At 70.6% G+C, this 24,319-nt stretch carries 28 protein-coding genes and 1 tRNA gene; 15 read left to right on the forward strand and 14 right to left on the reverse strand.

Features of this window, described 5'->3' with window-relative positions; all coding sequences use genetic code 11:
• Positions 1 to 12: 12 nt before the first annotated feature.
• A complete protein-coding gene (mptB, locus tag FHR33_RS26140; protein WP_312895727.1) occupies positions 13 to 1,494 on the forward strand; it encodes a polyprenol phosphomannose-dependent alpha 1,6 mannosyltransferase MptB in 1,482 nt (493 codons plus the stop codon).
• Here the strand turns inward: mptB and FHR33_RS26145 are convergent.
• Entirely contained in the window at positions 1,394 to 3,583 is a 2,190-nt protein-coding gene (locus FHR33_RS26145; RefSeq protein WP_183652834.1) for a hypothetical protein, read from the reverse strand. The two genes, mptB and FHR33_RS26145, sit on opposite strands and share 101 nt — an antisense overlap.
• Before the next feature lie 59 nt (positions 3,584 to 3,642).
• Here FHR33_RS26145 and FHR33_RS26150 point away from each other — a divergent pair, with 59 nt between their 5' ends.
• From FHR33_RS26150 to serS, 4 genes are all read left to right on the forward strand, one after another.
• Positions 3,643 to 4,827, forward strand: a complete 1,185-nt coding sequence (locus tag FHR33_RS26150) for a glycosyltransferase 87 family protein (protein ID WP_183652836.1) — start codon at positions 3,643 to 3,645, stop codon at positions 4,825 to 4,827.
• A 13-nt stretch (positions 4,828 to 4,840) separates the two neighbouring features.
• A complete protein-coding gene (locus FHR33_RS26155; protein WP_312895728.1) occupies positions 4,841 to 5,257 on the forward strand; it encodes a DUF4446 family protein in 417 nt (138 codons plus the stop codon).
• Between the two features lie 13 nt (positions 5,258 to 5,270).
• On the forward strand, positions 5,271 to 6,191 hold the full coding sequence (gene pheA, locus FHR33_RS26160) for a prephenate dehydratase (RefSeq protein WP_183652838.1): 921 nt from the start codon (positions 5,271 to 5,273) through the stop codon (positions 6,189 to 6,191).
• A 72-nt stretch (positions 6,192 to 6,263) separates the two neighbouring features.
• The gene (serS, locus tag FHR33_RS26165) at positions 6,264 to 7,526 is read left to right on the forward strand and encodes a serine--tRNA ligase (protein WP_183652841.1); all 1,263 of its coding nucleotides are present in this window, start codon (positions 6,264 to 6,266) and stop codon (positions 7,524 to 7,526) included.
• Here serS and FHR33_RS26170 read toward each other — a convergent pair.
• Positions 7,519 to 8,859: a hypothetical protein gene (locus FHR33_RS26170; RefSeq protein WP_183652844.1), complete on the reverse strand. Its 1,341-nt coding sequence runs from the start codon at positions 8,857 to 8,859 to the stop codon at positions 7,519 to 7,521. The genes serS and FHR33_RS26170 overlap by 8 nt on opposite strands.
• 115 nt (positions 8,860 to 8,974) lie before the next feature.
• Entirely contained in the window at positions 8,975 to 9,520 is a 546-nt protein-coding gene (locus FHR33_RS26175; protein WP_183652847.1) for a TetR/AcrR family transcriptional regulator, read from the reverse strand.
• A gap of 89 nt (positions 9,521 to 9,609) precedes the next feature.
• Between FHR33_RS26175 and FHR33_RS26180 the strand changes: the two genes are divergently transcribed.
• A complete protein-coding gene (locus FHR33_RS26180) occupies positions 9,610 to 10,752 on the forward strand; it encodes an FAD-dependent oxidoreductase (RefSeq protein ID WP_183652848.1) in 1,143 nt (380 codons plus the stop codon).
• A gap of 66 nt (positions 10,753 to 10,818) precedes the next feature.
• On the opposite strand, the gene FHR33_RS26185 is transcribed toward FHR33_RS26180, so the two are convergent.
• On the reverse strand, positions 10,819 to 11,022 hold the full coding sequence (locus FHR33_RS26185; protein ID WP_183652851.1) for a cold-shock protein: 204 nt from the start codon (positions 11,020 to 11,022) through the stop codon (positions 10,819 to 10,821).
• Between the two features lie 225 nt (positions 11,023 to 11,247).
• Here FHR33_RS26185 and FHR33_RS26190 point away from each other — a divergent pair, with 225 nt between their 5' ends.
• Positions 11,248 to 12,057 carry an HAD family hydrolase gene (locus FHR33_RS26190; RefSeq protein ID WP_183652854.1) on the forward strand — a complete coding sequence of 270 codons (810 nt, stop codon included), beginning with the start codon at positions 11,248 to 11,250 and terminating at the stop codon, positions 12,055 to 12,057.
• On the opposite strand, the gene FHR33_RS26195 is transcribed toward FHR33_RS26190, so the two are convergent.
• Entirely contained in the window at positions 12,048 to 12,569 is a 522-nt protein-coding gene (locus tag FHR33_RS26195; RefSeq protein WP_183652857.1) for a bacterial proteasome activator family protein, read from the reverse strand. The genes FHR33_RS26190 and FHR33_RS26195 overlap by 10 nt on opposite strands.
• A gap of 5 nt (positions 12,570 to 12,574) precedes the next feature.
• The gene (locus tag FHR33_RS26200) at positions 12,575 to 13,531 is read right to left on the reverse strand and encodes an NAD(P)H-quinone oxidoreductase (RefSeq protein WP_183652859.1); all 957 of its coding nucleotides are present in this window, start codon (positions 13,529 to 13,531) and stop codon (positions 12,575 to 12,577) included.
• 115 nt (positions 13,532 to 13,646) lie between these two features.
• Between FHR33_RS26200 and FHR33_RS26205 the strand changes: the two genes are divergently transcribed.
• Together FHR33_RS26205 and FHR33_RS26210 are read left to right on the forward strand one after the other, a co-directional pair.
• Positions 13,647 to 15,434, forward strand: a complete 1,788-nt coding sequence (locus tag FHR33_RS26205) for a MinD/ParA family ATP-binding protein (RefSeq protein ID WP_312895729.1) — start codon at positions 13,647 to 13,649, stop codon at positions 15,432 to 15,434.
• A gap of 48 nt (positions 15,435 to 15,482) precedes the next feature.
• Positions 15,483 to 15,731 (forward strand): hypothetical protein, encoded by a 249-nt coding sequence (locus FHR33_RS26210; protein WP_183652863.1) that lies wholly within the window; start codon positions 15,483 to 15,485, stop codon positions 15,729 to 15,731.
• Between the two features lie 27 nt (positions 15,732 to 15,758).
• Here FHR33_RS26210 and FHR33_RS26215 read toward each other — a convergent pair.
• Positions 15,759 to 15,848: transfer RNA gene (locus tag FHR33_RS26215), tRNA-Ser, on the reverse strand.
• Between the two features lie 104 nt (positions 15,849 to 15,952).
• Between FHR33_RS26215 and FHR33_RS26220 the strand changes: the two genes are divergently transcribed.
• Both FHR33_RS26220 and FHR33_RS26225 read left to right on the forward strand, forming a co-directional pair.
• Complete coding sequence (locus FHR33_RS26220) at positions 15,953 to 16,237, forward strand: STAS domain-containing protein (protein ID WP_312896015.1); 285 nt, start codon at positions 15,953 to 15,955, stop codon at positions 16,235 to 16,237.
• 14 nt (positions 16,238 to 16,251) lie between these two features.
• Positions 16,252 to 17,064 (forward strand): BtrH N-terminal domain-containing protein, encoded by an 813-nt coding sequence (locus tag FHR33_RS26225; protein ID WP_183652869.1) that lies wholly within the window; start codon positions 16,252 to 16,254, stop codon positions 17,062 to 17,064.
• Here FHR33_RS26225 and FHR33_RS26230 read toward each other — a convergent pair.
• The 3 genes from FHR33_RS26230 to FHR33_RS26240 are packed head-to-tail and all read right to left on the reverse strand — an operon-like array spanning position 17,047 to position 19,561.
• Positions 17,047 to 17,718: a TIGR03943 family putative permease subunit gene (locus FHR33_RS26230; protein WP_246453113.1), complete on the reverse strand. Its 672-nt coding sequence runs from the start codon at positions 17,716 to 17,718 to the stop codon at positions 17,047 to 17,049. The genes FHR33_RS26225 and FHR33_RS26230 overlap by 18 nt on opposite strands.
• A 5-nt stretch (positions 17,719 to 17,723) precedes the next feature.
• Positions 17,724 to 18,704 (reverse strand): permease, encoded by a 981-nt coding sequence (locus FHR33_RS26235; protein ID WP_183652875.1) that lies wholly within the window; start codon positions 18,702 to 18,704, stop codon positions 17,724 to 17,726.
• Between the two features lie 17 nt (positions 18,705 to 18,721).
• Entirely contained in the window at positions 18,722 to 19,561 is an 840-nt protein-coding gene (locus tag FHR33_RS26240) for an NUDIX hydrolase (RefSeq protein ID WP_183652877.1), read from the reverse strand.
• Between the two features lie 134 nt (positions 19,562 to 19,695).
• Between FHR33_RS26240 and FHR33_RS50575 the strand changes: the two genes are divergently transcribed.
• Entirely contained in the window at positions 19,696 to 20,631 is a 936-nt protein-coding gene (locus FHR33_RS50575) for a DUF4328 domain-containing protein (RefSeq protein WP_183652880.1), read from the forward strand.
• A 10-nt stretch (positions 20,632 to 20,641) separates the two neighbouring features.
• Here the strand turns inward: FHR33_RS50575 and FHR33_RS26250 are convergent, their stop codons facing one another.
• From FHR33_RS26250 to FHR33_RS26260, 3 genes are read right to left on the reverse strand one after another with little or no spacing between them, the layout of a single operon-like run.
• Positions 20,642 to 20,989 carry a hypothetical protein gene (locus FHR33_RS26250; RefSeq protein ID WP_183652883.1) on the reverse strand — a complete coding sequence of 116 codons (348 nt, stop codon included), beginning with the start codon at positions 20,987 to 20,989 and terminating at the stop codon, positions 20,642 to 20,644.
• Between the two features lie 34 nt (positions 20,990 to 21,023).
• Positions 21,024 to 22,094, reverse strand: coding sequence for a sensor histidine kinase (locus FHR33_RS26255; RefSeq protein WP_183652886.1), 1,071 nt, complete (start codon positions 22,092 to 22,094; stop codon positions 21,024 to 21,026).
• Complete coding sequence (locus tag FHR33_RS26260) at positions 22,091 to 22,780, reverse strand: response regulator transcription factor (RefSeq protein ID WP_183652889.1); 690 nt, start codon at positions 22,778 to 22,780, stop codon at positions 22,091 to 22,093. The genes FHR33_RS26255 and FHR33_RS26260 overlap by 4 nt, the downstream gene beginning before the upstream one ends.
• A 59-nt stretch (positions 22,781 to 22,839) precedes the next feature.
• On the opposite strand from FHR33_RS26260, the gene FHR33_RS26265 reads away from it, so the two are divergent.
• Genes FHR33_RS26265 through FHR33_RS26275 form a run of 3 tightly spaced genes read left to right on the forward strand, consistent with a single transcriptional unit; the run spans position 22,840 to position 23,870 of the window.
• Complete coding sequence (locus tag FHR33_RS26265; protein ID WP_183660648.1) at positions 22,840 to 23,004, forward strand: hypothetical protein; 165 nt, start codon at positions 22,840 to 22,842, stop codon at positions 23,002 to 23,004.
• Positions 23,005 to 23,226, forward strand: a complete 222-nt coding sequence (locus tag FHR33_RS52805; protein ID WP_183652892.1) for a DUF6412 domain-containing protein — start codon at positions 23,005 to 23,007, stop codon at positions 23,224 to 23,226.
• A 29-nt stretch (positions 23,227 to 23,255) separates the two neighbouring features.
• Positions 23,256 to 23,870 (forward strand): YidC/Oxa1 family membrane protein insertase, encoded by a 615-nt coding sequence (locus tag FHR33_RS26275; protein WP_183652895.1) that lies wholly within the window; start codon positions 23,256 to 23,258, stop codon positions 23,868 to 23,870.
• Here the strand turns inward: FHR33_RS26275 and FHR33_RS26280 are convergent.
• On the reverse strand, positions 23,840 to 24,265 hold the full coding sequence (locus FHR33_RS26280) for an ATP-binding protein (protein ID WP_312895730.1): 426 nt from the start codon (positions 24,263 to 24,265) through the stop codon (positions 23,840 to 23,842). The genes FHR33_RS26275 and FHR33_RS26280 overlap by 31 nt on opposite strands.
• Positions 24,266 to 24,319 lie beyond the last annotated feature (54 nt).

Here is a 24,319-nt window from a genome sequence, read left to right on the forward strand (position 1 = left end):
TGGAATCTGCAGGTGACATCGCAGGCAAGGACCGAGGCGGGGCCGGGGCTCGGCGCGCGCGCCGCGCCGGTGCTCATCGCCGGATCCGTGCTGCTGACGATCACCATAGGACTGCTGGGGCCCTCGGCGATGGTGCCGGGGCTCGAAGGGCCTGGCTGGCAGCCGCCGTACTCCCTCGACGCGCGGCCCTCATCGCATCTCGTGATCGCGCTCGCGGCGCTCGCCGTCGTCCTGGGCGGCCTGGGCCTTCTCTGCGGCCTGTGGCGCACCCGTGCCCTCGGCGAAGGCGCGGCGCGGGCGCTGGTGCTGGGAGGCTGCCTGGCCGCCGCCGCGCTGGCCTTCCTGCCGCCCTCCGGATCGGCCGACCACCTCAACTACGCCGCCTACGGGCGCATGGTCACGCTCGGGATCGACCCCTATGTCAGCGGCGCGGCCGACCTTCCGGGCGATCGCGTCGCGGCGGCCGTGGAGGCGCCGTGGCGGGAGGAGCCCAGCGTCTACGGGCCCGTGGCCACGGCGGTGCAGGCGCTGGCCAGCTGGGTGGGCGGCGACTCCGTCAGGCTGACCATCTTCGTGATGGCGCTGGTCAACGCGGCCGCGTTCATCGCCGCGGGGCTGCTGCTCGATCGCCTGACCCGCGACGATCCCGCCCTGCGGCTGAGGGCCGCCCTGCTGTGGACGGCCAACCCGCTGCTGCTCTACCAGCTCGTCGCGGGGCTGCACGTCGACACGCTGGCCATCGCCTTCATGGTGGCCGCGCTGGTGGTGAGCGCCCGCGGCCAGGCTATCCCGGAGGGAGCGGTGTCCAGAGGACGGCTGGCGGCGTCGGGAGCGCTGCTCGGCCTCGGCGTCGCGGTGAAGCTCAACGTGGGCCTGGTGGCGCTCGGGCCCGCGTGGGAGCTCAGGCGGCGGCCACGACGGCTCGCGCTGGTGGCGGGCGTGGCGCTCGGGGTGGCCGCGCTCGGCTACCTCTGGGCGGGGACGCACGCCTTCGACCAGGTGAGCAGGGCGGGCAAGGCGATCTCGCACGCCTCCTTCTGGAAGCTCGTCCAGGGATGGCTGCAGGCGGTCGTCGGAGAGGGCAGCGCCTACAGGGGCGAGATCCAGGTGGGCGCGGTGGTCGTGATGGCCCTGCTGGCGTGGGCGCTGTTCAGGCTCCAGCCGCCGCCCGCCGACGCGGCGAGGGTGGCGGCGGTGCTCGTCGTCGCGTACGTGTTCGCGACGCCGTACATCCTGCCCTGGTACGACGGGCTGGCCTTCGCGTTGGTCGCCATGGTGGCGGCCTCGAGGGTCGACCTCTTCCTCACCGCGCACCTGACCCTGCTGTCGCTGGCCTACCTGCCTGCCAGGGTGGACGGCCAGCCCGCCGACCTCGAGTGGCTCAGGACCGTCGTCAGGCAGCAGGTGGTGCCGTGGTCGCTGCTGGCGCTGACGGCGGGTCTTGCGTGGTGGGCGTGGCGAGCTGCAGCGCGCGCACGCACGCGGCCAGAGTGAGCGGCACGGCCACGGTGAGCGCCATGGCGGGGATCGCGATGCCCGAGTCGTTGACGAGGAAGCCGACGAAAGCACAGGTCAAAGCGCCGAACAGGCCCGCGCGCAGGGTCGGGGCGAAGCCGTAGGCGCGGCCGAGCGCCGAGGCTCCCCACCGCGAGGGCCGGTCCAGGACGAAGAACAGGAAGGCCAGCGCCACCAGGGACAGCAGGGTGAGCTGCCAGTTCCCGACGGTGATGCCGACCATCGAGCTGAACTTCCTCCACACCACCGTCCAGGCCTGTCCGTCGATGATCTGCTGGACGAAGGTGCCCAGGTGGGTGCGCTGGTCGGCGGCGCGCAGCCAGTCGGCGAAGGCGATGACCCCGATGAGCGCCGCGCCTGCCGCCCCGACCAGCAGCAGCTTGAGCAGCGAGACCCTGCGGCCCGACAGCAGGATGAGGAAGACCGCCAGGCCGATCACGAACGCGGGGACGCCGCCGAAGTCGGCGCCCCACGCAGGCCAGCCGTCGGCGAAGACCGCGAACGCCCCGTAGACCGCGCACACCAGCACGACCACGCTCCTGCGCAAGTGGCCGAGCAGCCACTGGGCCAGGCCCGCCAGCGCCAGGACGGTGCCGGTGGCGTAGACGGCGAAGGCGATGTTGCTGAAGCCGTAGAAGCGCCCTCCCGTGACGGGCTCGTAGCCGGTGACGGCGTTGACCTGGAGTCTGGAGCCGGTCATGACGTCCACGAGGAGGGCCAGCGAGGTGACGCCCGCGACCACGGTCAGCGGGCCGAGCACGTGCGCCCGCCACGGGCCGGCGAACGCCAGCGCGGTGATGAGCCCGGCGAAGGCGAGGATCGTGACGATCAGCGCGGGCATCGCGGCGGACAGGCTCCACCACGGCACCAGCTGGGCGAGGAAGGTGGAGACCGCGACGGCGCCGCTGACCACGGCCACCACCTGGACCGCGACCAGCACCCGCGACCTCGCGGCGTCCTCGACGGGCGCCTCGGCGCTCCGGGACGAACGACGCCTGCGCAGCACGAGCGCGGCGACGGCGTAGAAGAGCACCTGCACCGCCACGAAGACGGCGAAGAAGGGCCCTCTGACCTCTCTGAGCACCTGGCTGGCGAGGTCCTCGTCGGCGAGGCGGGTGACGCTCTCCGCGACGGTCGGGGGCGCCTCGCCGCCGTTCTCCCACCCTCGCCCGACCACGCCCGCGGGCACGGCGAGCCCCAGGTTCTTGATCGTGGTCGCGGTGAGGTCCGTGATCGTGACGAGCGCGTCCTGGCGGGTGGAGGTGGCGGTCAGGAACCCGTGGCGGTACGGCCCGCCGTACGCGAGGGCGACGTGCAGGTGCGCGGCGGCCGAGGTGTCGGAGACCCCGGCCACCAGGACCGTCGTGCCCGGGGGCAGCCTGTCGAGGAACGCGCCGATCCTGCGGTCGGCCTCTGCCGCGGCGCTCCGCCTGGCGGCCGCCGTGAGGTCGGGCGGCACGCCGTCGCTGTCGGGGGGCAGCGCCGTCCACGCGCGGGCGAGCTGGTCGGCCTCCATCACGATCAGGTCGTAGGAGGCGGGGTCGGCCAGGCCCTCGGGGGCGTCGGCGTAGGCGGCGACCTTTCCCGACCTGTCGGCGGCGCCGAGGGCCGCGCCCGGCCCGATGGCCGCGACCCTGCCCCCCGCGTCCACGACGGTCTGTCCCAGCGTGCCGAGCACCGCGTCGTAGCCGGTGCCGTCCTGGAAGGCGGTCAGCTCCGCCCAGCCGGGCACGGCCCCGCCCGTGGGCGCCTGCGGCATGACGCAGCCTGGCGCGCCCGCGCGCTGACCGGCCGACACCGTCAGCCACCCGGCCATCGGGCAGGAGGTACCCCTGTTCGGCGGCGGCACCACGCGCGTCGAGAGCGAGGCGGAGGCGCCCTGGCCGACGAGCTTCCACAGGTGCGGCGTGCGCGCCTGGTCGAGGTCGCTCCACTGCAGCCCTGGCACGCCGACGACCGCGACCCTGCTCTCGGCGGCGGCGCCCGCCGTGCCCGAGGCCGCCCCCACGAGGACGGGAAGCAGGGCGAGCAGGCCCAGGCAGAGGCGCGCCAGGGTGCGGTACGGCATGCGGGGACCCCCAGAGTCAACGCCCAAGAACGGCTAGAGCCACGGTAACGTGCCACATCGTGACAGGTGGTGGAGCGCCCTCGATCTGGCGGCGGTGGTGGCTGTGGCCGCTGGCCGCGGTGCTCGTCGTGCTGGCCGTGTGGCCGCTCGTCGAGACGTGGCTGACCAACGCGGACGACCAGCGCCTCGTCGACCTCGACGTCTACCGCACCGGCGGGCAGATGCTGCTGGAGGGGCGTCCGGTCTACGACTTCCTCACCCCCGCGCCGCAGCTGCTGCCCTTCACCTATCCGCCGGTCGCGGCGCTGCTGGCCGTACCGCTGGCCTGGATGTCGTGGGAGACGGCGCAGTGGGTGTGGACGGCCGGCGTCTTCGCCGCGCTGGCCGTCACCGTCGGCTTCGCGTTCAGGCAGGTGAACAGGAACCCGCTGGTGTTCGCGTTCCTGATGGTGGCGTGCGCCTACCTGATGCCGATCCGCGACCAGGTGCGTTTCGGGCAGGTCGACATCCTGCTCGTGGCGCTGTGCCTGGCCGACTGCGTGGCGAAGCGGCCGTGGTGGCCGCGCGGGTTCCTGATCGGCCTGGCCACGGCGGTGAAGCTCACGCCCGGCGTCTTCCTCATCTACCTGCTGGTCACCAGGCAGTGGAAGACGTTCTGGATGGCGGCCTTCTCCACCGCGGCGTTCACGCTGATGCCGTTCGCGGTCATCCCCCGAGACGCGGTCGACTTCTGGTTCAGGGCCCTGCTCGACCCCGAACGCCTGGGCGCGAACGCGGCCACCACCAACCAGTCGATGCGCGGCATGCTGATCAGGCTCTACCTGCCCGAGTGGCTGACGTCGGTGCTCTGGCTCGCGCTCGTGGCCGTCGTCGCCTGGTACGGCTTCCGCTACGCCCGTCATGCCTTCGAGAGGCTCGACACCATGACCGCGGTCGCGCTGACCGGGCTCATGGCCGTGCTGCTGTCGCCCGTCGCCTGGATCCACCACCTGGCCTGGGTGGTCGTCGTCCTCGGCGCGCTGGTCGGCGACGGACGCGACGTGGTGCGCCTGCGGGTGGCCGTGGGCGTGTGGCTCTTCTACGTGGTGCCGATCCCCTGGTGGGGGGTGGCGATCAAGGCGGCCGAGATCCCGGTCGTCAGCCCGGTCATCGGCAAGATCGTGCAGAACGCCTTCGGGCTGGGCGCGATAGCCCTCGTCTGGCTGCTTGGGGTCTGGTTGCCCGAACGACGCCAGATCTTGTGACACTCTTGGTGATGTGCTGATTACTCTCTGGATGATCGTGGGCGTGCTCGCGGGGGTCAGCGGCGTCGTCATCGGATATGTGGCGCTCAGGCAGGCGCGAGCGGCCGTCGACGACTGCCAGCGGATGATCACCAGGCAGACCGGCGAGAGCAGGGGCGACCTCAAGGCCATCCGCGACGTCGCGGTCTACCGCTACGACGCGCTGGCGGAGATGACGGGTCGGCTCTCCTTCTCCGTCGCGATGATCAACGGCCTCGGCGACGGCATCGTGCTCACCTCCATCAACGGCCGCTCCGAGACACGCACCTACGTGCGTCCCGTCGTGGGCGGGAAGGGGCAGCAGCAGCTGTCCCCAGAAGAGGAGGAGGCGGTGCGCGCGGCCAGGCTCGGCCTCGGTCCCGAGTTCGAGCCCCAGATGGCAAGACGTTGACTACCCTGTAGGTATGTCTCGCCTCGCCTACCTGGGGCCAGAGGGCACCTTCACCGAAGAGGCCCTGCGGCTCATGGAGCCAAACGCCGAGCGCCTGCCCTGCGCCACAGTCAGCGCCGCGCTCAACGCGTGCCGCTCAGGCGAGGCCGACGGCGCCGTCGTCCCGCTGGAGAACTCACTCGAAGGCGCCATCACCACCACGCTCGACGAGTTCGCCTGGGGTGAGCCGCTGCTCATCTCCGCCGAGCTCCTGCTGCCCGTGCGATTCTCCCTGCTGGCCAGGCCCGACACCTCGCTCTGGCACATCAAGCGCGTCTACACCCACCCCGCCGCTATCACCCAGTGCAGGGCCTTCCTCGCGCGCGAGCTGCCCGACGCCGTGGTCGTCGCCGCGCCGTCCACGGCCGCCGCCGCCCAGGAGGTGTCGCTGCCAGGCTCGCCGTACGACGCCGCCATCGCCGCGCGCATCGCGGGCGAGCACTACGGGCTGGTCGAGGTGGTGGCCGACATCGGCGACCGCTCCGACACCGAGACCCGGTTCGTCAGGGTGTCGCGCCCAGGGCCGCTGCCCGAGCCGACCGGCTCCGACCGCACCACGCTCGTGGTCTTCCTGGCCGACGACCATCCTGGCGCGCTGCTGGAGATGCTGACGGAGTTCTCGATGCGCGGGGTCAACCTGAGCCGCATCGAGTCGCGCCCCACGGGCGAGGGCATCGGCCGCTATTTCTTCCACTTCGACTTCGAGGGCCACGTGGCCGACGCCCGTGTCGGCGAGGCGATCTCGGGGCTGCACCGGGTCTGCGGCGAGGTCCGCTTCCTCGGCAGCTACCCGCGGGCCGACGGCGTGGCGCCCCAGATCAAGCGCGGCACGGCCGACAACGAGTTCGCCGAGGCGAGCGACTGGCTGGCGCGCGTGCGCGCCGGTCAGGTGTGAGCGAGCGCCTCGACGCCGTGCCGTACGGGATATCGGGTGTGGGAGCACTGCGCACCTAGGTAGCCTTGGGGGGTGATTGACCTGCGTACCCTTCGTGAGGACCCCGACCGGCTACGGGCGTCGCAGCGTGCCCGCGGTGAGGACGACACCGTCGTCGACACGCTGCTCGACCTCGACGAGCGCCGCCGCGCCGCGCTGACCTCCTTCGAGTCCCTGCGCGCCGAGCAGAAGTCCATGGGCAAGTCGGTCTCCAAGGCCTCAGGCGAGGAGAAGCAGGCGCTGCTCCAGCGGGCCAAGGAGCTCGCGGGGCAGGTCAAGTCGGCGGAGGCCGAGGCCGAGAAGCTTGCCGTCGAGCTCGAGGAGCTCATCGGCACGATCCCCAACATCGTCCAGCCCGAGGCGCCCCACGGCGGCGAGGACGACTACGTCGTGCTCGAGACCGTGGGCGAGCCCCGCGCGTTCGACTTCGAGCCGCGCGACCACCTGGAGCTGGGCGAGCTGCTCGGCGCCATCGACATGGAGCGCGGCGCGAAGGTCTCGGGCTCGCGCTTCTTCTTCCTGCGCGGCGCCGGGGCGAGGCTCCAGCTCGGCCTGCTCAACATGGCCATGCAGCAGGCGATCGAGTCGGGCTTCGTCCCGATGATCACCCCGGTGCTGGTCAAGCCGGAGACCATGGCGGGCACCGGTTTCCACGTCGCGCACGACAAGGAGATCTACCGCCTGCCCGAGGACGACCTCTACCTCGTCGGCACCTCCGAGGTCTCGCTGGCCGGCTACCACGCCGACGAGATCCTCGACGGCTCGCAGCTGCCGTTGCGCTACGCGGGCTGGTCGTCCTGCTTCCGCCGTGAGGCGGGCTCCTACGGCAAGGACACCCGCGGCATCATCCGCGTCCACCAGTTCGACAAGGTGGAGATGTTCTCCTACGTGCGTCCCGAGGAGGCGGCGGAGGAGCACCAGCGGCTGCTGGCGTGGGAGAAGGACATGCTGGCCAAGATCGAGGTGCCCTACCGCATCATCGACACGGCCGCCGGTGACCTGGGCATGTCCGCGGCCCGCAAGTTCGACTGCGAGGCGTGGATCCCCACCCAGGGGCGCTACCGCGAGCTGACCTCGACGTCCAACTGCACCGAGTTCCAGGCCCGCAGGCTCGGCGCCCGCTTCCGCGACAAGGACGGCAAGCCCCAGCACCTGGCCACGCTCAACGGCACGCTGGCCACGACGCGCTGGATCGTCGCCATCCTCGAGAACCACCAGCAGGCCGACGGCTCCGTCGTGGTTCCCAAGGCCCTGCGCCCCTACGTCGGGCTCGACGTCCTGGAGCCGGTCAAGTAGCGGTCCGCCTGGCGGCGACCAGCCCGGTCGCCGCTGTGGCCAGCCCGAGGACGACGGAGAGGCCGAGCGCCGTACCGTGGTCCTCGGGCCAGCCCGCGCTCCACCCGTGGAACGGCAGCGCGACCGCGAGCGCGGTGAAGACCCCGGCCCCGAACGCCGCGGTCAGTTCCCTCGCCATCAACCCCGCCATGCCTGTCATCACCAGCAAGGTGATCACCGTGACGACGACGGCCAGCAGGCCGAGCGGCCCTGCCAGCCGCGCCGTCGGCGACACGTCGGGCGCGATCGGGAGCAGCGCCGCGCACAGGCAGCCGACAAGGTTGACGATCACCACGATCGTCACGCGCCTGCGGGGGCGGCTGAGGCCCAGCGCGAGGGCGAACACTCCCAACCCCGCCAGGAGTGCGACCGTCGTCTCCGTCCAGACGTATGCGCCGAACCGGTTCACCGGCGTGGCATCGGCCTCGGACAGACCCCCGCTCTTCCCGAATCCCAGACGTCGCCACGTGCCCGCCGTGTCTCTCACCGCGACCCCGTCGAGACCGTTGGCGACCACCACCACGTGCTGTCCGCCTGGCCTCTGCTGCACGGCCAGCGTGAACGAGGCGAGAGGCTTGCGGTCGTAGTAGCCGGTGTACGGTTCGAGCGCTCGTTTCAGGAGCCGCACGCGGGTGGGCGAGACCTCCCATGACAGGCGCCAGGTCGATCCGCCGTCGTCGGACTCCTCGACCCTCATGAGGCCTTGGACGATCCGGTAGCAGCGTTGCCCCTGTCGTGGAACGCAGGCGGCGGACTGGCCCCTGCCCTCGCTCCCGGGACGGGCGGGCCCAGAACTCCAGGTGTTTCCTCCGTCCAGGGAGCTCACCTCGATCTCGCCTCTCCGCACCGTGGCGACGATCGCCGCGCCCTCCACCCAGACCTCCTCCGCGTCGGAGAGTGGCGCAATCGAGGTGGCGGTCACCGCCAGGACGGCGAGGGGCGTCGCGAGGAGGATCCTCGTTCTTGGCGGAACTGCGGTGGCGTGGCGGCGGACCCACCAGGCGAGGGCGAGGGCGGGCAGGGCCAGCAGGTCCGTGGGATCGGCCAGGACGCGCGAATGGCCCGCCACCAAGGTCCAGGCCTGGGATGCCGCCTCCGCGCCCGTTTCCGTGGTCTTGACGGCCGCGAAGAGAGCTCCCGTCAGCAGGACGGCCGCGGCGTCGGCCCTGCGGCGCAGGAGGAGGGCCAGGAGGGGCGGGGCGACGAGGAGGCCGGCGACGTCGCTCAGCTTGCCGGTGACGAACCCGGGCCAGGCCTGCTTGAGCAGATGGTCGTTGACGAGTAAGACGATCACCGAGACGAGGGTCACGGGGTGGCACAGCCAGGCGTACCTCATGCCCGGTTGGAGGACGGCGGCCTGGCAGAGGTTCGCGAGAGGGGACATTCGTGCCGTACCCGTGATCCTTCTGTCATTCGGTGAGATAGCGCTGGAGGGTCGGACCGAGCCAGGCGACGACCTCCTCGCGCGTCATGGCCATGACGGGTGGCAGGCGCAGGACGTAGCGGGTGAGCGCCAGGCCGAGGATCTGCGAGGCGGCCAGGCCCGCGCGGGTGGGCGCCGTGGCCGGGTCGGGGCAGAGGCGGGCGGCGAGCGGGCCGAGCTGCGTGGCGAAGATCTCGCGCATCCGCTCGGCGGCGGCCTCGTTGGTGACGCCGGTGCGCAGCAGCACCTGAAGGGCCTCGCTGGTCTCCCACAGGTCGAGGAAGTGGCCGACCATCGCCGTGCCGACCTGTTCGCGCGGCGTCGAGGCCAGATCAGGGAAGCGCAGGTCGAAGTGGGCGGCGGCGGCGAACAGCTTCTCCTTGTTGCCGAAGTAGCGCATCACCATGGCCGGGTCGACGCCCACGTCGCCGGCGATGGCCCTGATCGTGGCCTTCTCGTACCCGTCGGCGCCGAAGCGCTCGCGGGCGGCGGCCAGGATCGCGGATTTGGTGTCCTCGGACGATCTCCTCATGTCAACAACTGTAGGCCAACGGGTGTTGACATAGCTAGGCGGGCGGAGCGATAGTGATGCCAACAAGCGTTGACCAAGTGGAGGGCATCATGAACGTCACCACCGACGTGCTCGTCATCGGAGCGGGGCCCACGGGGCTCGCCGTCGCCGTCTCCCTCGTCCAACAGGGGTTCGACGTCACGATCGCCGACGACCAGGCCGAGGGGGACAACACCTCGAGGGCGGCCGTCGTGCACGCCCGCACGCTGGAAGTGCTGGAGCCGCTCGGCGTCACCAAGAAGATGACGGGGCTCGGCATCCACTCGCCCCGCTTCACGATCAGGGACAGGGACAGGGTGCTCGTCCCTGTGGACTTCTCGCGGCTGCCGACCCCTTATCCCTACACGCTGATGATCTCCCAGGCCGACACCGAGCGGATCCTCCTGGACAGGTTCGAGGAGCTCGGCGGGCGGGTCGCCAGGCCGTACAGGGTGGTGGCCGTGGAGCAGGACGCCGAGGGTGCGACGGCGACCTTCGCCGACGGCAGCCGGGTGCGGGCCGGCTACCTGGTCGGCGCGGACGGCATGCACAGCACCGTGCGCGAGCAGGTGGGGATCGGCTTCACCGGCGGCACCTACGCCGAGTCCTTCTCCCTGGCCGACGTACGGCTCAGCGGCGGCGTACCCGCCGACGAGGTCGAGCTGTTCTTCTCGCCCGACGGGCTCGTGGTGGTCGCGCCGCTGCCCGGGGGCACGTTCAGGATCGTGGCCACCGTCGAGAAGGCGCCCGAGCGGCCCGACGCGGCCTTCGTGCAGCGCCTGCTCGACGCGCGAGGCCCCGTGAAGGAGCGCGTGGTGGTCGAGGAGGTCGTCTGGGGCTCGCGCTTCAGGGTGCACCACAGGGTCGCCGACGCCTACCGCTCGGGCCGGGTGGTGCTCGCGGGCGACGCGGCCCACGTGCACAGCCCTGCGGGCGGGCAGGGGATGAACGCGGGGCTTCAGGACGCGGCGGCCCTGGGCGAGGCGCTGGGACAGGCGCTCCGCAGCGGCTCGGCGGCCCCGCTCGACGCCTACGCGGCGGCGCGGCGGCCGGTGGCCGAGCAGGTGGTGGCGTTCGCCGGAAGGCTCACGGCGCTGGCGACGGTGAACCGCAGGCTGCGTCCGCTGCGCAACCTCGCGCTGAGGTGCCTGGCGGTGCTGCCGCCCTTCCGCAGGAAGCTCGCGTGGCGGCTGTCGGGGCTGGTGTATCGGTGACGGCCCCTGGAGACGAAAAGAGCCGGGGATCCGAAGATCCTCGGCTCTTATCTCGTAGCTATCAGGTCAGATGGCACGGACCTGGGAGGCCTGCGGCCCCTTCTGTCCCTGCGTGATCTCGAACTCGACCCGCGCCCCGTCTTCAAGGCTGCGGTAGCCGTTGCCGACGATCTCGGAGAAGTGCACGAACACGTCCGGCGCACCGCCGTCCGGGGCGATGAAGCCGAAGCCCTTCTCAGCGTTGAACCACTTGACGGTTCCCTGAGCCATAAAAGCTCTCCCTCAGGATGTGTATCTATGGGACCCGCACCTCGCGAATCCCGGTGTGTCGTATACAGCAGGCACCCGGGGTGGCTCAGACAATCACATGCCGGTTTTCACTACGGGATCAGCTAATACAACGCCATCACATCTAACACCATTCCGCCGCCTTGGTGTTCCCTCTGCCACGAAGATTTCTGGACCGCGGCATCACAGGGCAAACTGGAAGCTGTTATGCCGAGCCTCTCCGCCGCCCCGCGACTGGTGGCCACCGACCTCGACGGAACCGCCCTGCGCGCCGACGGATCCGTCTCCTCCCGCACCGCCGCCGCCTTCGCCGACGTGGAGCGAGCTGGGGCGATGCTGGTATTCGTCACCGGCCGTCCGCCCAGGTGGATGAGTGTGGTCGCCGACGCCGTACGCCACCGCGGACTTGCCATCTGCGCCAATGGCGCCCTTGTCTACGACCTGCACACCGAACGGATAGTCGAGTCGCACCTCATCGAGCCCGACGTGCTTGGAGAGGTGGTCGCTCAGCTTCGAGCGAACGTGCCCGAACTGGCATTTTCGGTCGAGTACGAAGGTGGTTTTGCGCACGAGTCGGATTTCCGGCTGGGCGGCATGGACAGCAAGGCGGTGGCGGGGCTCAGAGTGGGCGCCTCGACGCTCACCTCGCGGCCGTGCGCCAAACTCCTGGCACTTCATCCCGAGATGGACCCCGACAGCCTGCACGAGGCCGTACAGGATCTCGTGGGGCATCTGGTGACCGCGACGCACTCGAGCGGCAGGGCGCTGATCGAGATGAGCGCGCAGGGCGTGACGAAGGCCTCCGCCCTGGCCGCGCTGTCGTCCAAGAACGGAATCAAGCCGGACGAGGTGATCGCGTTCGGGGACATGCCGAACGACCTGCCCATGCTCGCCTGGGCAGGCACCTCGTACGCGGTCGCCAACGCCCATCCCGACGTGCTCGCCGCGGTCGACCATGTGACCGCGGCGAACGACGAAGACGGCGTGGCCCTCGTGCTGGAGAACCTCTACAGGTAAGGACCCGTGCCGCTGGGCCGGTGGCTCTCCTGGGCCATCCCGCCGGGCAGCGCCTTGCGCATCTGCTCCAGCTGGGCCCTGGCGGCCATCTGCTGCGCGAACAGCGTGGTCTGGATCCCGTGGAACAGACCTTCGAGCCAGCCGACCAGCTGAGCGTGCGCGATGCGCAGCTCGGCGTCGCTCGGCGGCGTGCCGTTGTCGTCGGTGAAGGGCAGCGACAACCGTTCGAGCTCATCGACCAGTTCGGGCGCCAGACCGTCCTCGAGCTCCTTGATGGAGCTCTCGTGGATCTCCTTCAGCCGCTTGCGACTGGCTTCGTCCAGAGGCGCGGCTCTGACCTCCTCCAGCAGAGTGCGGATCATGCTGCCGATGCGCATCACCTTGGCGGGTTGCTCGACCAGGTTGGCGATCGACCGCTCCTCGTGCTCACCGTTCTCAGCGCTATCGCCCTGGGCGCTGAAGCCCTCGGGTCCCACCACCACGATGTGGGGAGCGTTCTCCTCAGCGTTCATAGCTCTCAACCTACTAGCAGGATCTTTCCGACGTGCTCTCCTGAATCGAGCATCTCGTGCGCCTTGGCGGCCTCGGCCATGGGCACCTGCGCGTGCACGACCGGCCTGACGGCGCCCGCCGACACCAGCGGCCAGACGTTGTCGGCGACACCGCGCACGACCACGCCCTTCTCGGCCGCCGGCCTGGATCGGAGCGTGGTGCCGTGCACCGCGGCCCGCTTCCTGGTCAGCATGTGGAGATCGAGCTCGCCCTTCACCCCGCCCTGGAGACCGATCACGACCAGCCGTCCGCCCGTCTTGAGAGCTTTGACGTTCCCTGGGAGATATTTGGCTCCCATGATGTCGAGGATCACGTCCGCCTCGACCCGCTCGGCGAAGTCCTCGGTCCTGTAGTTGATCGCCTCGTCGGCCCCCAGCTCCAGGCAGCGTTCGGCCTTCTCCTGAGAGCCGACGGTCACCACCACGCGCGAGCCGAACGCCTTGGCGATCTGGATCGCGGTCGTGCCGATGCCGCTCGCGCCGCCGTGCACCAGCAGCGTCTCCCCGCGCCGCAGCCTGGCCGTCATGAAGACGTTGGACCAGACGGTGCACACCGTCTCGGGCAGACCCGCCGCCTCGGTCAGCGACAGCCCCTCGGGCGCGGGCAGCACCTGCTCCCACGGGACGGCGACGCGCTCGGCGTACCCGCCCCCCGACAGCAGGGCGCAGACCCTGTCGCCCACCGCGAACCCGACGGCGTCGGGACCGACCTCGGAGATCACCCCGGAGCACTCGAGCCCCGGATACGGGGAGGCACCGGGCGGTGGGTCATAGAAACCTAGCCGTTGGATGACATCCGCCCTGTTGACCGCGGAGGCCGTGACATCGATCACGACTTCTCCCCGCTCAGGACGCGGATCCGGCACCTCCTGCCACTCCAGAACCTCGGGTCCGCCGGGCTTGGTGATGACAATCGCTCGCATGTGACCCAAGGTAGCGGGGCAGGGAAGTTGCGGGTTGCCTGCGTTCAACGGAACACGGGGCGTTAATGTGCAATGTGTTTGCTGCCCCTTTACGCCCATCCCGAGGGGGAACACGGTGGCACGACACGATCGTGAAGAGTCTCTCGAGGAACAGCTCGCCTGGCTCGACGCCATCAAGGAGACCGACGAGGAACCCGTCAAGGTCAGCGCCAAGACCGGCGCCGTGGCCACGGACGAGACCATCGTTTCGCCATACCCGAAGGACCCCTGGCTGTCGGTGCCCACCGAGCAGGACACTCCGACCCCGCCCCTGTTCAGGGCCGCGGTCGACTCCGTGTACGGCCAGGCCGCGGCGGAGGAGCTGCCCGCCGAGGAGGTGGAGGCGGCCGAGTGGTTCGAGTCCTCGGTCGAGGCCGAGCGGCCTCCCACGTTCGGCAGGGACGACGATGACGCCTTCCTCGCGCCGTTGAAGCCGCTTCCCCGCCCCGACGACACCGACTCCTACCGGATGGGCGCCTTCGACCCGCAGGCAGAGGAGCGTCCCGAGCCCCAGAGCAGCATGTTCGACCCGCTGCCGCCCGAGGAGCGCACCGACCCTTCGTGGCCGCGCCCGCCGTGGCCGCAGCCGGCGGCCGAGAGCTTCGAGGGCATCGCCGACGTCGAGACCGTCCAGGGCGAGCTGGTCCCCGACGACGACACTCCCGAGCCCGGCCTGCCGCGGCACGAGGAGCCGGAGCCGAGATTCGACGCCTTCCGCTTCGACGACCCCCTGCCGCGTGAACCGCGCGTCAGGGAGGAGCCGCGCAGGGAGGAGCCCCGGCACAGGGAGGAGCCGCCCTCGTTCGAGCGGGCGAGCTTCGCCGAGCCGCCGTCGGTGGAGGTGGCCGTGCAGGAAGAGCCGTTCCCCGTACGCCGCCGCCCGCAGCCGCCGGTTCCCGCCTTCGCCGTGCCGGCCCGTCCCGCCGCCGGCGACAGGCCCACCGCCGAGAGCCTCGACCCCGACTCACTGCTGCGCGGTCGCCGCAACGCCCCCTCCAAGGGCTGGCGCCGGCTGATCTACAAGGCCTCCGCCGGGTGGATCAAGCCGGGCGAGCCCGCCGAGGTGCGCCGCCGTCGCGCCCTGGTCGCCAGGGCCCGCACCCCCGTCGCGACCGGGCACCACCGCGTCGCCGTGCTCAGCCTCAAGGGCGGCGTCGGCAAGACCACCACCACGGTCGGTCTCGGCGCCACGCTCGCGCAGGTCCGCGGCGACAGGGTGATCGCGGTCGACGCCAACCCCGACCGCGGCACGCTCTCCGACAAGCTGGAGCTGGAGACCTCGGCGACGGTTCGCGACCTGCTGAACGAGCGCGCCCAGGTCAAGCGCTACGTCGACATCAGGGCCTTCACCTCGCAGGCTCCCTCACGCCTGGAGGTGCTCGCCTCCGACCGCGACCCCTCGGTCTCCGAGGCGTTCAGCGCCGCCGACTACCAGCAGGTCGCCCAGGTGCTGGAGAACTTCTACTCCATCTGCATCACCGACTGCGGCACGGGGCTGCTCCACTCGGCGATGTCGGGCGTGCTCGGGCTGGCCGACCAGATCGTGCTGGTCAGCTCGCCCTCCGTGGACGGCGCGCGGGCCGCCTCGGCGACGCTCGACTGGCTGGAGGCCCATCACTACGGCGACCTGGTGAGAGACGCCACGGTGGTGCTGTGCAGCGTGCGGCCGAGGTCGAAGTCGGCCGTGGACATCGCCAAGCTCGAGGCGCACTTCGCGGCGCGCTGCCGTACGGTCATCCGCGTGCCGTACGACCCGCATCTGGAAGAGGGCGCCGAGATCGACCTCGACCGGCTGCAGGAGCCGACGAGGGAGGCGTATCTGCAGCTCGCCGCGGCGGTCGGAGACGGCTTCGCGGGGATGTGAGGCGAGAGAACCCCTCCGCTCGCCTCACCCTGATGAGACAATCCCCGCATGCAACGCTTCGAGCGCCTCACTCTCGAGGAAGCGCGCACCCTGAGCCGCAACCAGCTGCTCCCCCGGATCGAGGACGAGCAGAAGTACTGGTACGAGCGCATCAACGGCGGGCAGATGCGGGTCGGCGACGACCGCGCGTTCAAGACCTTCAACGAGATCATGCACGTCGTCATCAACCCGGACACGCGGGCGCCGCAGGACCAGGACTACTGGACGAAGCCGCTCGGCGAGCTGGGCGACCTCTAGGCCGCAGGCGCGCGGCCTGGAGGTCGATGGCGGAGGGTAAGGGATTCGAACCCTTGAGGCCATCGCTGACCTGGCCGCTTTCAAGGCGGCTGCACTCGTCCACTATGCGAACCCTCCAGTGCGCACACCACCTTAGCGTCTAACGCTCGATGCGGCAGGGGTGTACCTTCGGAGAAGGCTCCTGAGCGGGAGGCATCTCGTTGGCGGAACTCACTGTGGCGGTGGAGCGCTCCCCTGGAGCAGCGATCGTGAGCCTCCACGGAGATCTCGACAAGGTCTCCGTGCCCGTGCTGCGGGAACAGCTCGTCCTCCTGCACGGCGAGAGGGTCCACACGATCGTCATCGACGCGGCGGGCCTGGCCTTCTGCGACTCCAGCGGCCTGTGGGTGCTGATCGAGCACCAGCGCCTGGTGCGCGAGCACGGCGGCAGTCTGCGGCTCACCGGCGTGCACGGCGTGCTGCGCAGGGTGCTCGACGTGACAGGGCTCAACGCCGCTTTCATCTGAGGAGATCTCCCCGCATGCACCGCGAGTCCCACCTGCTCCGCGCCCTGCTCGGCACCCATTCCGAGGCGATGTGGCTCGGCCTCGGCGGCGGCATCGGGTTCATGTGCTTCGTTTTCAGGTACAAGGGCCATCCGCCGATGCTGACCGTCGTCGCCCAGGCGCACCCCGAGCCGATGATCGGCAAGGCGCTCGTCCGTACGGGGGTACCGCACGAGGTCAGGCAGACCGGCTCGGCCAGGGTGGCCGAGCGGAACCTGCGGGCCGCGCTGGAGACCGGCGACAAGGTGATCTGCAGGATCGGGCAGGACCCCTACGACGTGGCCGTGCTCGGCGTCGAGGGTGACACGGTCGTGCTCCTCGACGGGCAGATGCCGCTGGCCGCGTTCATGAGCGAGTGGTCGGCCTCGAAGAAGAACAGGCACCACCTGACGGAGATCACCGGCCCGCCCTCCGCCGAGCCTGACCTCAAGGCGGCGATCAAGGACACCGCGGCCAAGCTGACGGGTCCCGTGCTGGGCAACGCCTTCGACGTCAACTTCGGGCTGTCCGGCATGCGGAGGCTCGCCGAGCACCTGGCCGACCCCGAGGTGCTGGAGAGCGCGAGGCGCCGGCTGCCCGAGTGCCTGGAGACGGAGTACACCGCTCCCGGCGCCACCAGGCCGCTCTACGCCGACTTCCTCGACGAGGCGGGCGGCCATCCTGCCGCCCCTCTCTACCGGACGGCAGGCGAGCTGTGGTCGCAGGTGGCTCTCGATCCCTCGCCGGAGCTGGCGCTGCGGGCCGCGGAGGTCGAGGAGAAGGCCGCCGACCTACTCGTAAGGTTCTGACGGGGCCTCGACCCTCTCCACCGCTGTGGCGTCGAGTTCGGCGTAGACGATGCCGGTGGCGTTGTCGTCCACCTCGGTGGGCACCCAGGTGCCCGTGACCATGACCCAGGAGTCGGGCGTGGGCTGCGGCACGCCGCGCACGATCACCTTGAGCGCGTAAGCGTCGGCGGCGCAGCAGGCCAGCTGCATCCTGGTGACGAACCACTGCCCCTTCTTCCTGGACGGCGTGACGAAGCCGGTCAGCTTGACCGTCCTGTCCTTGAGCGTCTGGTTGGAGTCGCTGAAGACCCTGCCGATGAACTCGCTCATCTTCATCTCGGTCGCCCCCGCGGCCTGCAGCGGCGCGTAGGCGTCGAGGACCTGCGGCGGAGGCGGCGCCTCTGACCTGGCGGCGGCGAACGACCCGAGCGCGGGCGGCGCGATCAGGAAGACGGCGAAGACCGGCAGGCACAGCAGCCAGGCCACCCTCGGCCCGTGATGGTGCTCGGCGGATCGGCGGACCAGCCCCAGCAGCCCGATCGCGAAGATCACCAGCCCGGCCGCGATGAGGAGGGGCCGAAAGCCCGGCTTGACGTAGTTGACGTAGGTGGTGGAGAAGGCCGAGATCCGCAGCAGCGCGCCGCCGAGCAGCATCAGCACCAGGTTCTGCGACATGCGGTTCACAGCAGGATCCATCCGACGACGACGCTGGCCACCACGGCGAACACCAGGGTGACGGGGACGAACCTGACCGCGAACGCCTTGCCGAACGTCCCGGTCTGGAGCGCGATCAGCTTGAGGTCGACCATCGGCCCGACCACCATGAACGTCAGCTTCGCCGTGGGAGAGAAGGCCGACATCGAGGCCGCCACGAACGCGTCCGCCTCCGAGCAGATCGACAGCAGCACGGCGAGCGCCGCGAGCACCAGCACCGACAGCCACGGCACCTCCGCCACCGCCGTCAGCCACTCGCGCGGCACCACGACGTTGAGCGTGGCGGCGGCCAGCCCGCCCACGATCAGGAAGCCGCCGGCGTGCAGGAGGTCGTGCCGCATCGCCTCGAGGAACGAGCCGTGGTGATGGGCGCGGTTGCGGATCCACTCGGTCTTCCCGAACCGCAGCCACAGCCAGCCCACCCCCACGGCCGCCACCAGCGAGGCGGCGAAGCGCGCGAGCACCATCAGCGGCTCGTTGGGAAAGGCCACGGCGGTGGCGACCAGCACGACCGGGTTGATCGCGGGAGAGGACAGCAGGAACGCCAGCGCCGCCGCCGGTGTGACGCCTCGCTTGATCAGCCCGGAGGCCACGGGGACCGAGGCGCACTCACACCCCGGCAGCACGGCTCCGGCCAGGCCCGCCACGGGCACCGCCACCGCGGGCCGCTTCGGCAGCGCCCTGGTCCAGAAGCCGGGAGGCACGAACGCCGCGATGGCCGCCGACAGCGCCACGCCGAACACGAGGAACGGCAGGGCCTGCACGCAGATCGCCACGAAGATCGTGGCCCACGTCTGCAGCGCGGGCGCGGTCAGGTGCGGTGCGAGCAGGAACCTGCCCGCGAGCAGTGCCGCGATGATCGCGAGGAACAGCCAGGGAACCTGGGCGGGGGAGCGCGGCCTGCCCCATTCGTCGGGTGGGATCTCGAGTGTCCGGGGGACAGACATGGACACATGCTGCCAGCTCAGAGCCGGTCGAGCAGCCATTTCGGACCGGCGACGAGCGCGCCGAGCCCTTTCACCAGCTCTCTCAGCGCCCTGTCCGCGGTGATGACGAGCACGCGCTCCCACGGCTTCGCCTGCCGTACGACCTCGACGATCGTGTCGTCGCCGCTGCCCGGCGCGTGGACGACGGAGATGCCCTCCACCTCGTCCACGCCGCGCGCCGCGCCCTCCACGACCGCGACCACGCGAGGGAACCACCGGGTCAGCACCTCGTGCGGCAGGCTCCTGCCCGCCGTGTCGGTCAGCAACCTGGAGGCCGCCCCCCTGCGGTCCTTCCACCAGCCGTGCTCGGCCCTCGCTCCGACGATGTTGGCGACGTCGAGCACCACGAGACCCGGCTCGAGCGCGGCCTGGACCGTCGGCCACGTGTGGGCGAAGCCCGGGTGCAGCCGCTTCTTCTCGATCTCCTGCAGGGTGAGCCAGCGCAGGTCGGCGCTCTCACTGTTGCCGGGTACGGCGTGCAGCAACGTCTCGGCCTCGGCGATCACGGTGTCGAACGCCCAGCCGCCGTGGTCGTCGTGGTAGACGCCGCGCACCTGCAGCTCGTCGAGCTTGAGCACGGCCTCCTCGCCCGCCTCGCGCAGCGCGGCGTCGACGGGGTCCTCGTGGCTGTCGCACGCCCCTCCGAGCAGGCCCCAGGTGCCGCCGTGGTGACTCCAGAAGGACCGCTTCTGCATCAGGACGTGGGCGACGCCCTCCTCATCGCGGTGGACGGCCAGCAGCCCCGCCGCGCCGTACGTGCCCCAGTGCCTGTGACCCTGCCGACAGATCGTCCACCCGTCGCCGTCCTTGGTCGCCACCCTCGCCTCCCGTCGCCGACCTTCAGTCTTCCCGATGGCGGCCGTATGACCATCGTCCGACGCGAAGATCATCTGTTTTCCCGCTCATGAACCGCCATACTGGCGATCACCTTGCCGCCGTCGAAGGATCCGTGGTGCCCCCTCCCTCCCTGCGCCCCGTCCGTCCGTTAGCCGTCCTCGTGGTCGTGATGATCGCCCTGGTCGTCGCCGCGTCCACGGCGATGTCGATCGCCCACCTGCTCCACGGGGAGCACTGGCGGCTCAGGTACCAGCTGATCCTCATCCCCGCCGGGTTCGCCTACGTGTGCTGGCTGGCTCGCGCCCGCGCCAACGCGCACGCGCTCTCTCCAGGGGTCGTCCACACCTACGCCGCGCCGTTCATGGTCCTCGGCTGGATCCTGCCCGTCGTCAACCTGTTCGTCCCGAAGGGGATCGTCGACGACATCCGAGCCACCTCGCAACCAGGCGGCCAGGCACCGGGCACGGACCTGTTCAGAGTCCGCCGCTCCCGGCTGGTCTGGGCCTGGTGGCTGAGCTGGCTGGGGATGCTCGCCGTCCACGCGTACTCGGTGCGGGTGGTCCCTGGCCCGGTCGTGTCGGTGCTCACGATCGCGCTGTCGCTCGCCGCGGGCTCCCTCGCGATCCTGATCGTATGGACGATCACACGCCGGCAGGAGGAGGCACGCACCAGTCACGGGTTCGTGCCCGCCCAGCGGCTCGGCCTCGTCCCTCTCGTCGTGCGCGACCACGACGAGGCTCTCGCCTTCTACGTCGGGACACTCGGCTTCGACCTGTGGGAGGACAGGCAGGGCGGCGAGGGCGAGCGGTGGGTGACCGTCCGCCCGCGCCACGCGAGGGAGACCGCGCTGCTGCTGACCCGCGGCGACACTCCGGCGAGAGAGGGCCGGCTGGTCCTCCACACCGACGACTTCGACCTCGACCACGGACGGATGCTGGCGGCGGGCGTCACCTTCGACGCCGCTCCTCGCAGGGAGTTCTACGGCACGGTCGCGCCCTTCACCGACCCCGACGGCAACCGCTGGGACCTCCTGTCCTCTCCCGCCCGCTGAGCCGTGCTCGTCACGCGGCGGCGACCACCGCGGTGAAGGTGACCAGTTGGAGGAGGAGCTGGGTGACGGCGAGCGCGGGGCGTAGCCACGTCATCGCCTGCCACCTGGCAGGCAGCACGATCGCGAGCAGGCCGGCGGCGGCGCTGCCCCAGAAGGCCCACCAGGCCAGTGACATCAGCCCGCTCGAGTCGGGATCGCACTGCTCCCCGTAGGTGAGGCAGCGGGAGAACGCGTAGGTGCTCAGGACGTAGACCCAGGCCAGCACGCTGGTGGGGACCAGCGTGACGGTGCCGATCACCGCACACCTGCGCCAGCCGTCCCACCGGGCCTGGCGCGGAGGGTTCGCGTTCACTGTCATGCGGCCACCCAACCAGATCCCGCACGCGCGCCGGCTAGGGGGCGAGGGGCAGGCGGATCTCGAAGCGGCATCCCGGGCCCTGGTTCGCGACGGAGACGCTGCCGCCGTGAGCGGCGACCAGGCCGTGGGTGATCGCCAGGCCCAGGCCCGCTCCCCCGTCCCTCGTCGGTGTGCGGGCCCTCTCCCCGATGAAGGCGACGTCGAACACCCTCTGCAGGTCCTCTTCGGGGATTCCGCCACAGGCGTCGGTCACCGTCAGGCAGGCCAGGCCGTCCTCCACGGAGACGCGCACAGCGACCGTTCCCCCCGCGGGGGTGTGCCTGATCGCGTTCACCACCAGGTTGCGCAGCGCTCTTCCCAGCGCTCCCGCGTCGGCCGACACGGGGGCGACCGCGGGCGTGGCGCACAGCCGTACCCCCTTGGCCAGGGCCAGGGCCTCCACTCCCGCCACGACGTCGGCCACCAGATCGCCCAGTCCTGTCCTGGTCCTGTTCAGGCGCAGCGATCCGGCGTGGATGCGGGAGAGCTCGAACAGGTCGTCAACCATCGCCGAGAGCCGCTCGACCTCCAGCCTGATCTGGGTGGGGTACCTGCGGGCGTCGCCGACCCCGTCCTCCAGCGCCTCGGCCATGGCTCTCATCCCGGCCAGCGGGGTGCGCAGGTCGTGGCTCACCCAGGCGACCAGCTCCCTGCGCGCCCCCTCGAGGGCGCGTTCGCGCGCGTACGACTCCTCCAGGGTGCTGGCGATGGCCCGCAGTTCCGCGGGCAGCCCAGGCGGCGCGACGAACGAGGGCTCGCGCACCGCGGCCGCCAGCCGCCTGCTCGCCGCCACGATCTGCCTGGCCACCACGAAGGCCACGGCGAGACCCACGAGGCCGCCCACAGCCACCACGCTGAGCACCAGGTCCCTCGCGGCGGCGTCGATGGCCATCCGCATCGTGATCGCGGCGACGCCCGCCACCGTGGCCAGCACCGCGACGGCCACGACGACGGCGAGCATGACGCCGATGGAGCGGGTGCGCAGCCGCCACATCAGCGCGAGACCGGCCGCCGCCACGACCACGCCGAGCCCGGCGGTGACGGCCACGATCTCCAAGAGGGTCATGACAGCGGCTCGTACCTGTAACCGACGCCCCAGACGGTGACGATCCTGCGCGGCACCGTGGGGTCGGGCTCGACCTTCTCGCGCAGCCGCCGCACATGGACGGTCACCGTGGAGGAGTCGCCGAAGGACCACCCCCACACCTGGTCGAGCAGGGCCGCCCTGCTGAAGGCCTGGCGCGGGTTGCGCATCAGGTAGGCCAGGAGGTCGAACTCGCGCGCGGTCAGGAGGATCTCCTTCTCGCCGAGCCGTACCTCGTGGGCGCCCACGTCCACGACCAGGTCGGCGTCGCGCAGGACGCCGCTGCCGCCGGTGACAGAGGCGCCGCGCGCCCTGCGCAGCACCGACTGCACGCGCAGCGCCAGCTCGCGCGGGCTGAACGGCTTGGTCACGTAGTCGTCGGCGCCGGTCTCGAGGCCGACCACGCGGTCGATCTCCTCGCCGAGCGCGGTGAGCATGATCACCGGCACCGGCCAGCGCTCCCTGAGCTTCTTGCAGACCTGAAGGCCGTCGACCTTCGGGAGCATGAGGTCGAGCACCATCAGGTCGGGCGGATCGGCCAGCGCCCTGCGCAGCGCCTCGGCCCCGTCGCCCACGCACTCGACCTGGTGACCGTCGCGCTCGAGGTAACGCGCCACCACCTCGGCGACGGTCGGGTCGTCATCGACGACCAGGATGCGGGTGCTCACCCAGTCACGGTACGGCTAACTGCCTCGCGCACGCATGGTCCAGGACGTACGGTGGCCCTATGGGTCGAATGGTCATGCTCGTCGTGGGCGCGCTTCTGGCGCTTTGGGTGCTTTTCACGTTCATCCTGCCCATGCTCATGGGCTTGCTGCAGCTCGCGCTGATCGTCGGCGTCATCGGCGTGATCGTCTTCATCGCCGTCTCCCTGGTGGGCAGGTCCAGGTAGGTGTTCCATTTCGCGCTGGCGGATCCCGCCGGCCTGGTGCTGATCGCCGGGCTGGTGCTGGTCCTGCTCGCCGTCTGGGCGAGCAGCGTGCTCGTCGCCCAGACGGGCGGCACGCCGACCTTCCCCATGGCCTATGCCAGGAAGTCGGCCTTTCCTCGCCAGTGCGATCCTGACGCGGCGGGCAGACCGCGTCCACGAGCTCCGTCATCGCGCTCCTTCTAGAAACCGAGACCTTTCTATGAGGAGTTGTGATGATCGATTCTTTTGTCATGTTCATCACCGGCTTCGGCGGTAACACCGCGCTGGTGATCGTGCTGTTCACGCTGGCCGTACGGCTGCTGCTGCTGCCGCTCAGCATCAAGCAGGCGCGCGCCGCCAGGATCCGGATGCGGCTCGCGCCGCGCATGCAGGAGCTGCAGAAACGCCACAGCCGCGATCCCGAGCGGCTCAGCAAGGAGATGTCGGCCCTCTACGCCAAGGAAGGCACCTCGCCCTTCGCGGGATTCGGTCCCGCGCTGGCGCAGATGCCGTTCCTGTGGCTGATGTATCAGGTCGCCACCCACCCCCTGATCGGTACGGACCTGCTCGGTCAGCACCTGGCGGTGGTGGTGGCGAAGTACGGCCTCATCAGCTGGCCCGTGCTGGCTTTCGCCGGCGTCATCGTCGCGATCGCGCTGATCGCCTGGTACACCTCCCGCAGGATGGAGGCAGGACAGTTCAAGATCCTCAAACTGCTGCCCTACGGCACGGTGATCGCCGCTGCCGTGCTGCCGCTGGCCGCGGGGATCTACCTGCTGGTCTCGACCGCATGGACGGCCGGCGAGCGCCGGGTGCTCTACCCGGCTTCCTTGAGCGCGGCGACCTGACCGTTGGCGTGCGGGGCGGGGAGCACGGCCCATACCGTGGTCGTCTCCCCGTCGTGCCGGACGCCCCAGCTCTCCGCGACATATTCGACAATGCCGAGGCCGCGCCCGCCGAGTGAGGACATCGTGGGACGGCCCGCGCGCGGCTCGGTCGCCGCGCCTCCGTCACTCACAGCCACCTCGACGTGATCGTCAGTCCACAGCCACGCCACCCTGACCATGCCAGAGGTCAACGGTCGCGCATGCCGTAGCGCGTTGCTCAGCAGCTCGCTCACCACCAGGACCGCATCATCGATCGCGGTGGCGTAGACCCCCCACTCCTGCAGGTCAGTGCAGAGACGCTGGCGCGCGACGGCGACGCTGGACAGTGCGTACGGCAACATCACGACGCTCGACACACCCACCTCCCCGCTCCCATGTCCCCCCAGGGAACGCCCCCGGATACGACCGAA

Source organism: Nonomuraea dietziae, from assembly GCF_014195505.1.
In the GTDB taxonomy this organism is placed as follows: Bacteria; Actinomycetota; Actinomycetes; order Streptosporangiales; family Streptosporangiaceae; genus Nonomuraea; species Nonomuraea roseola.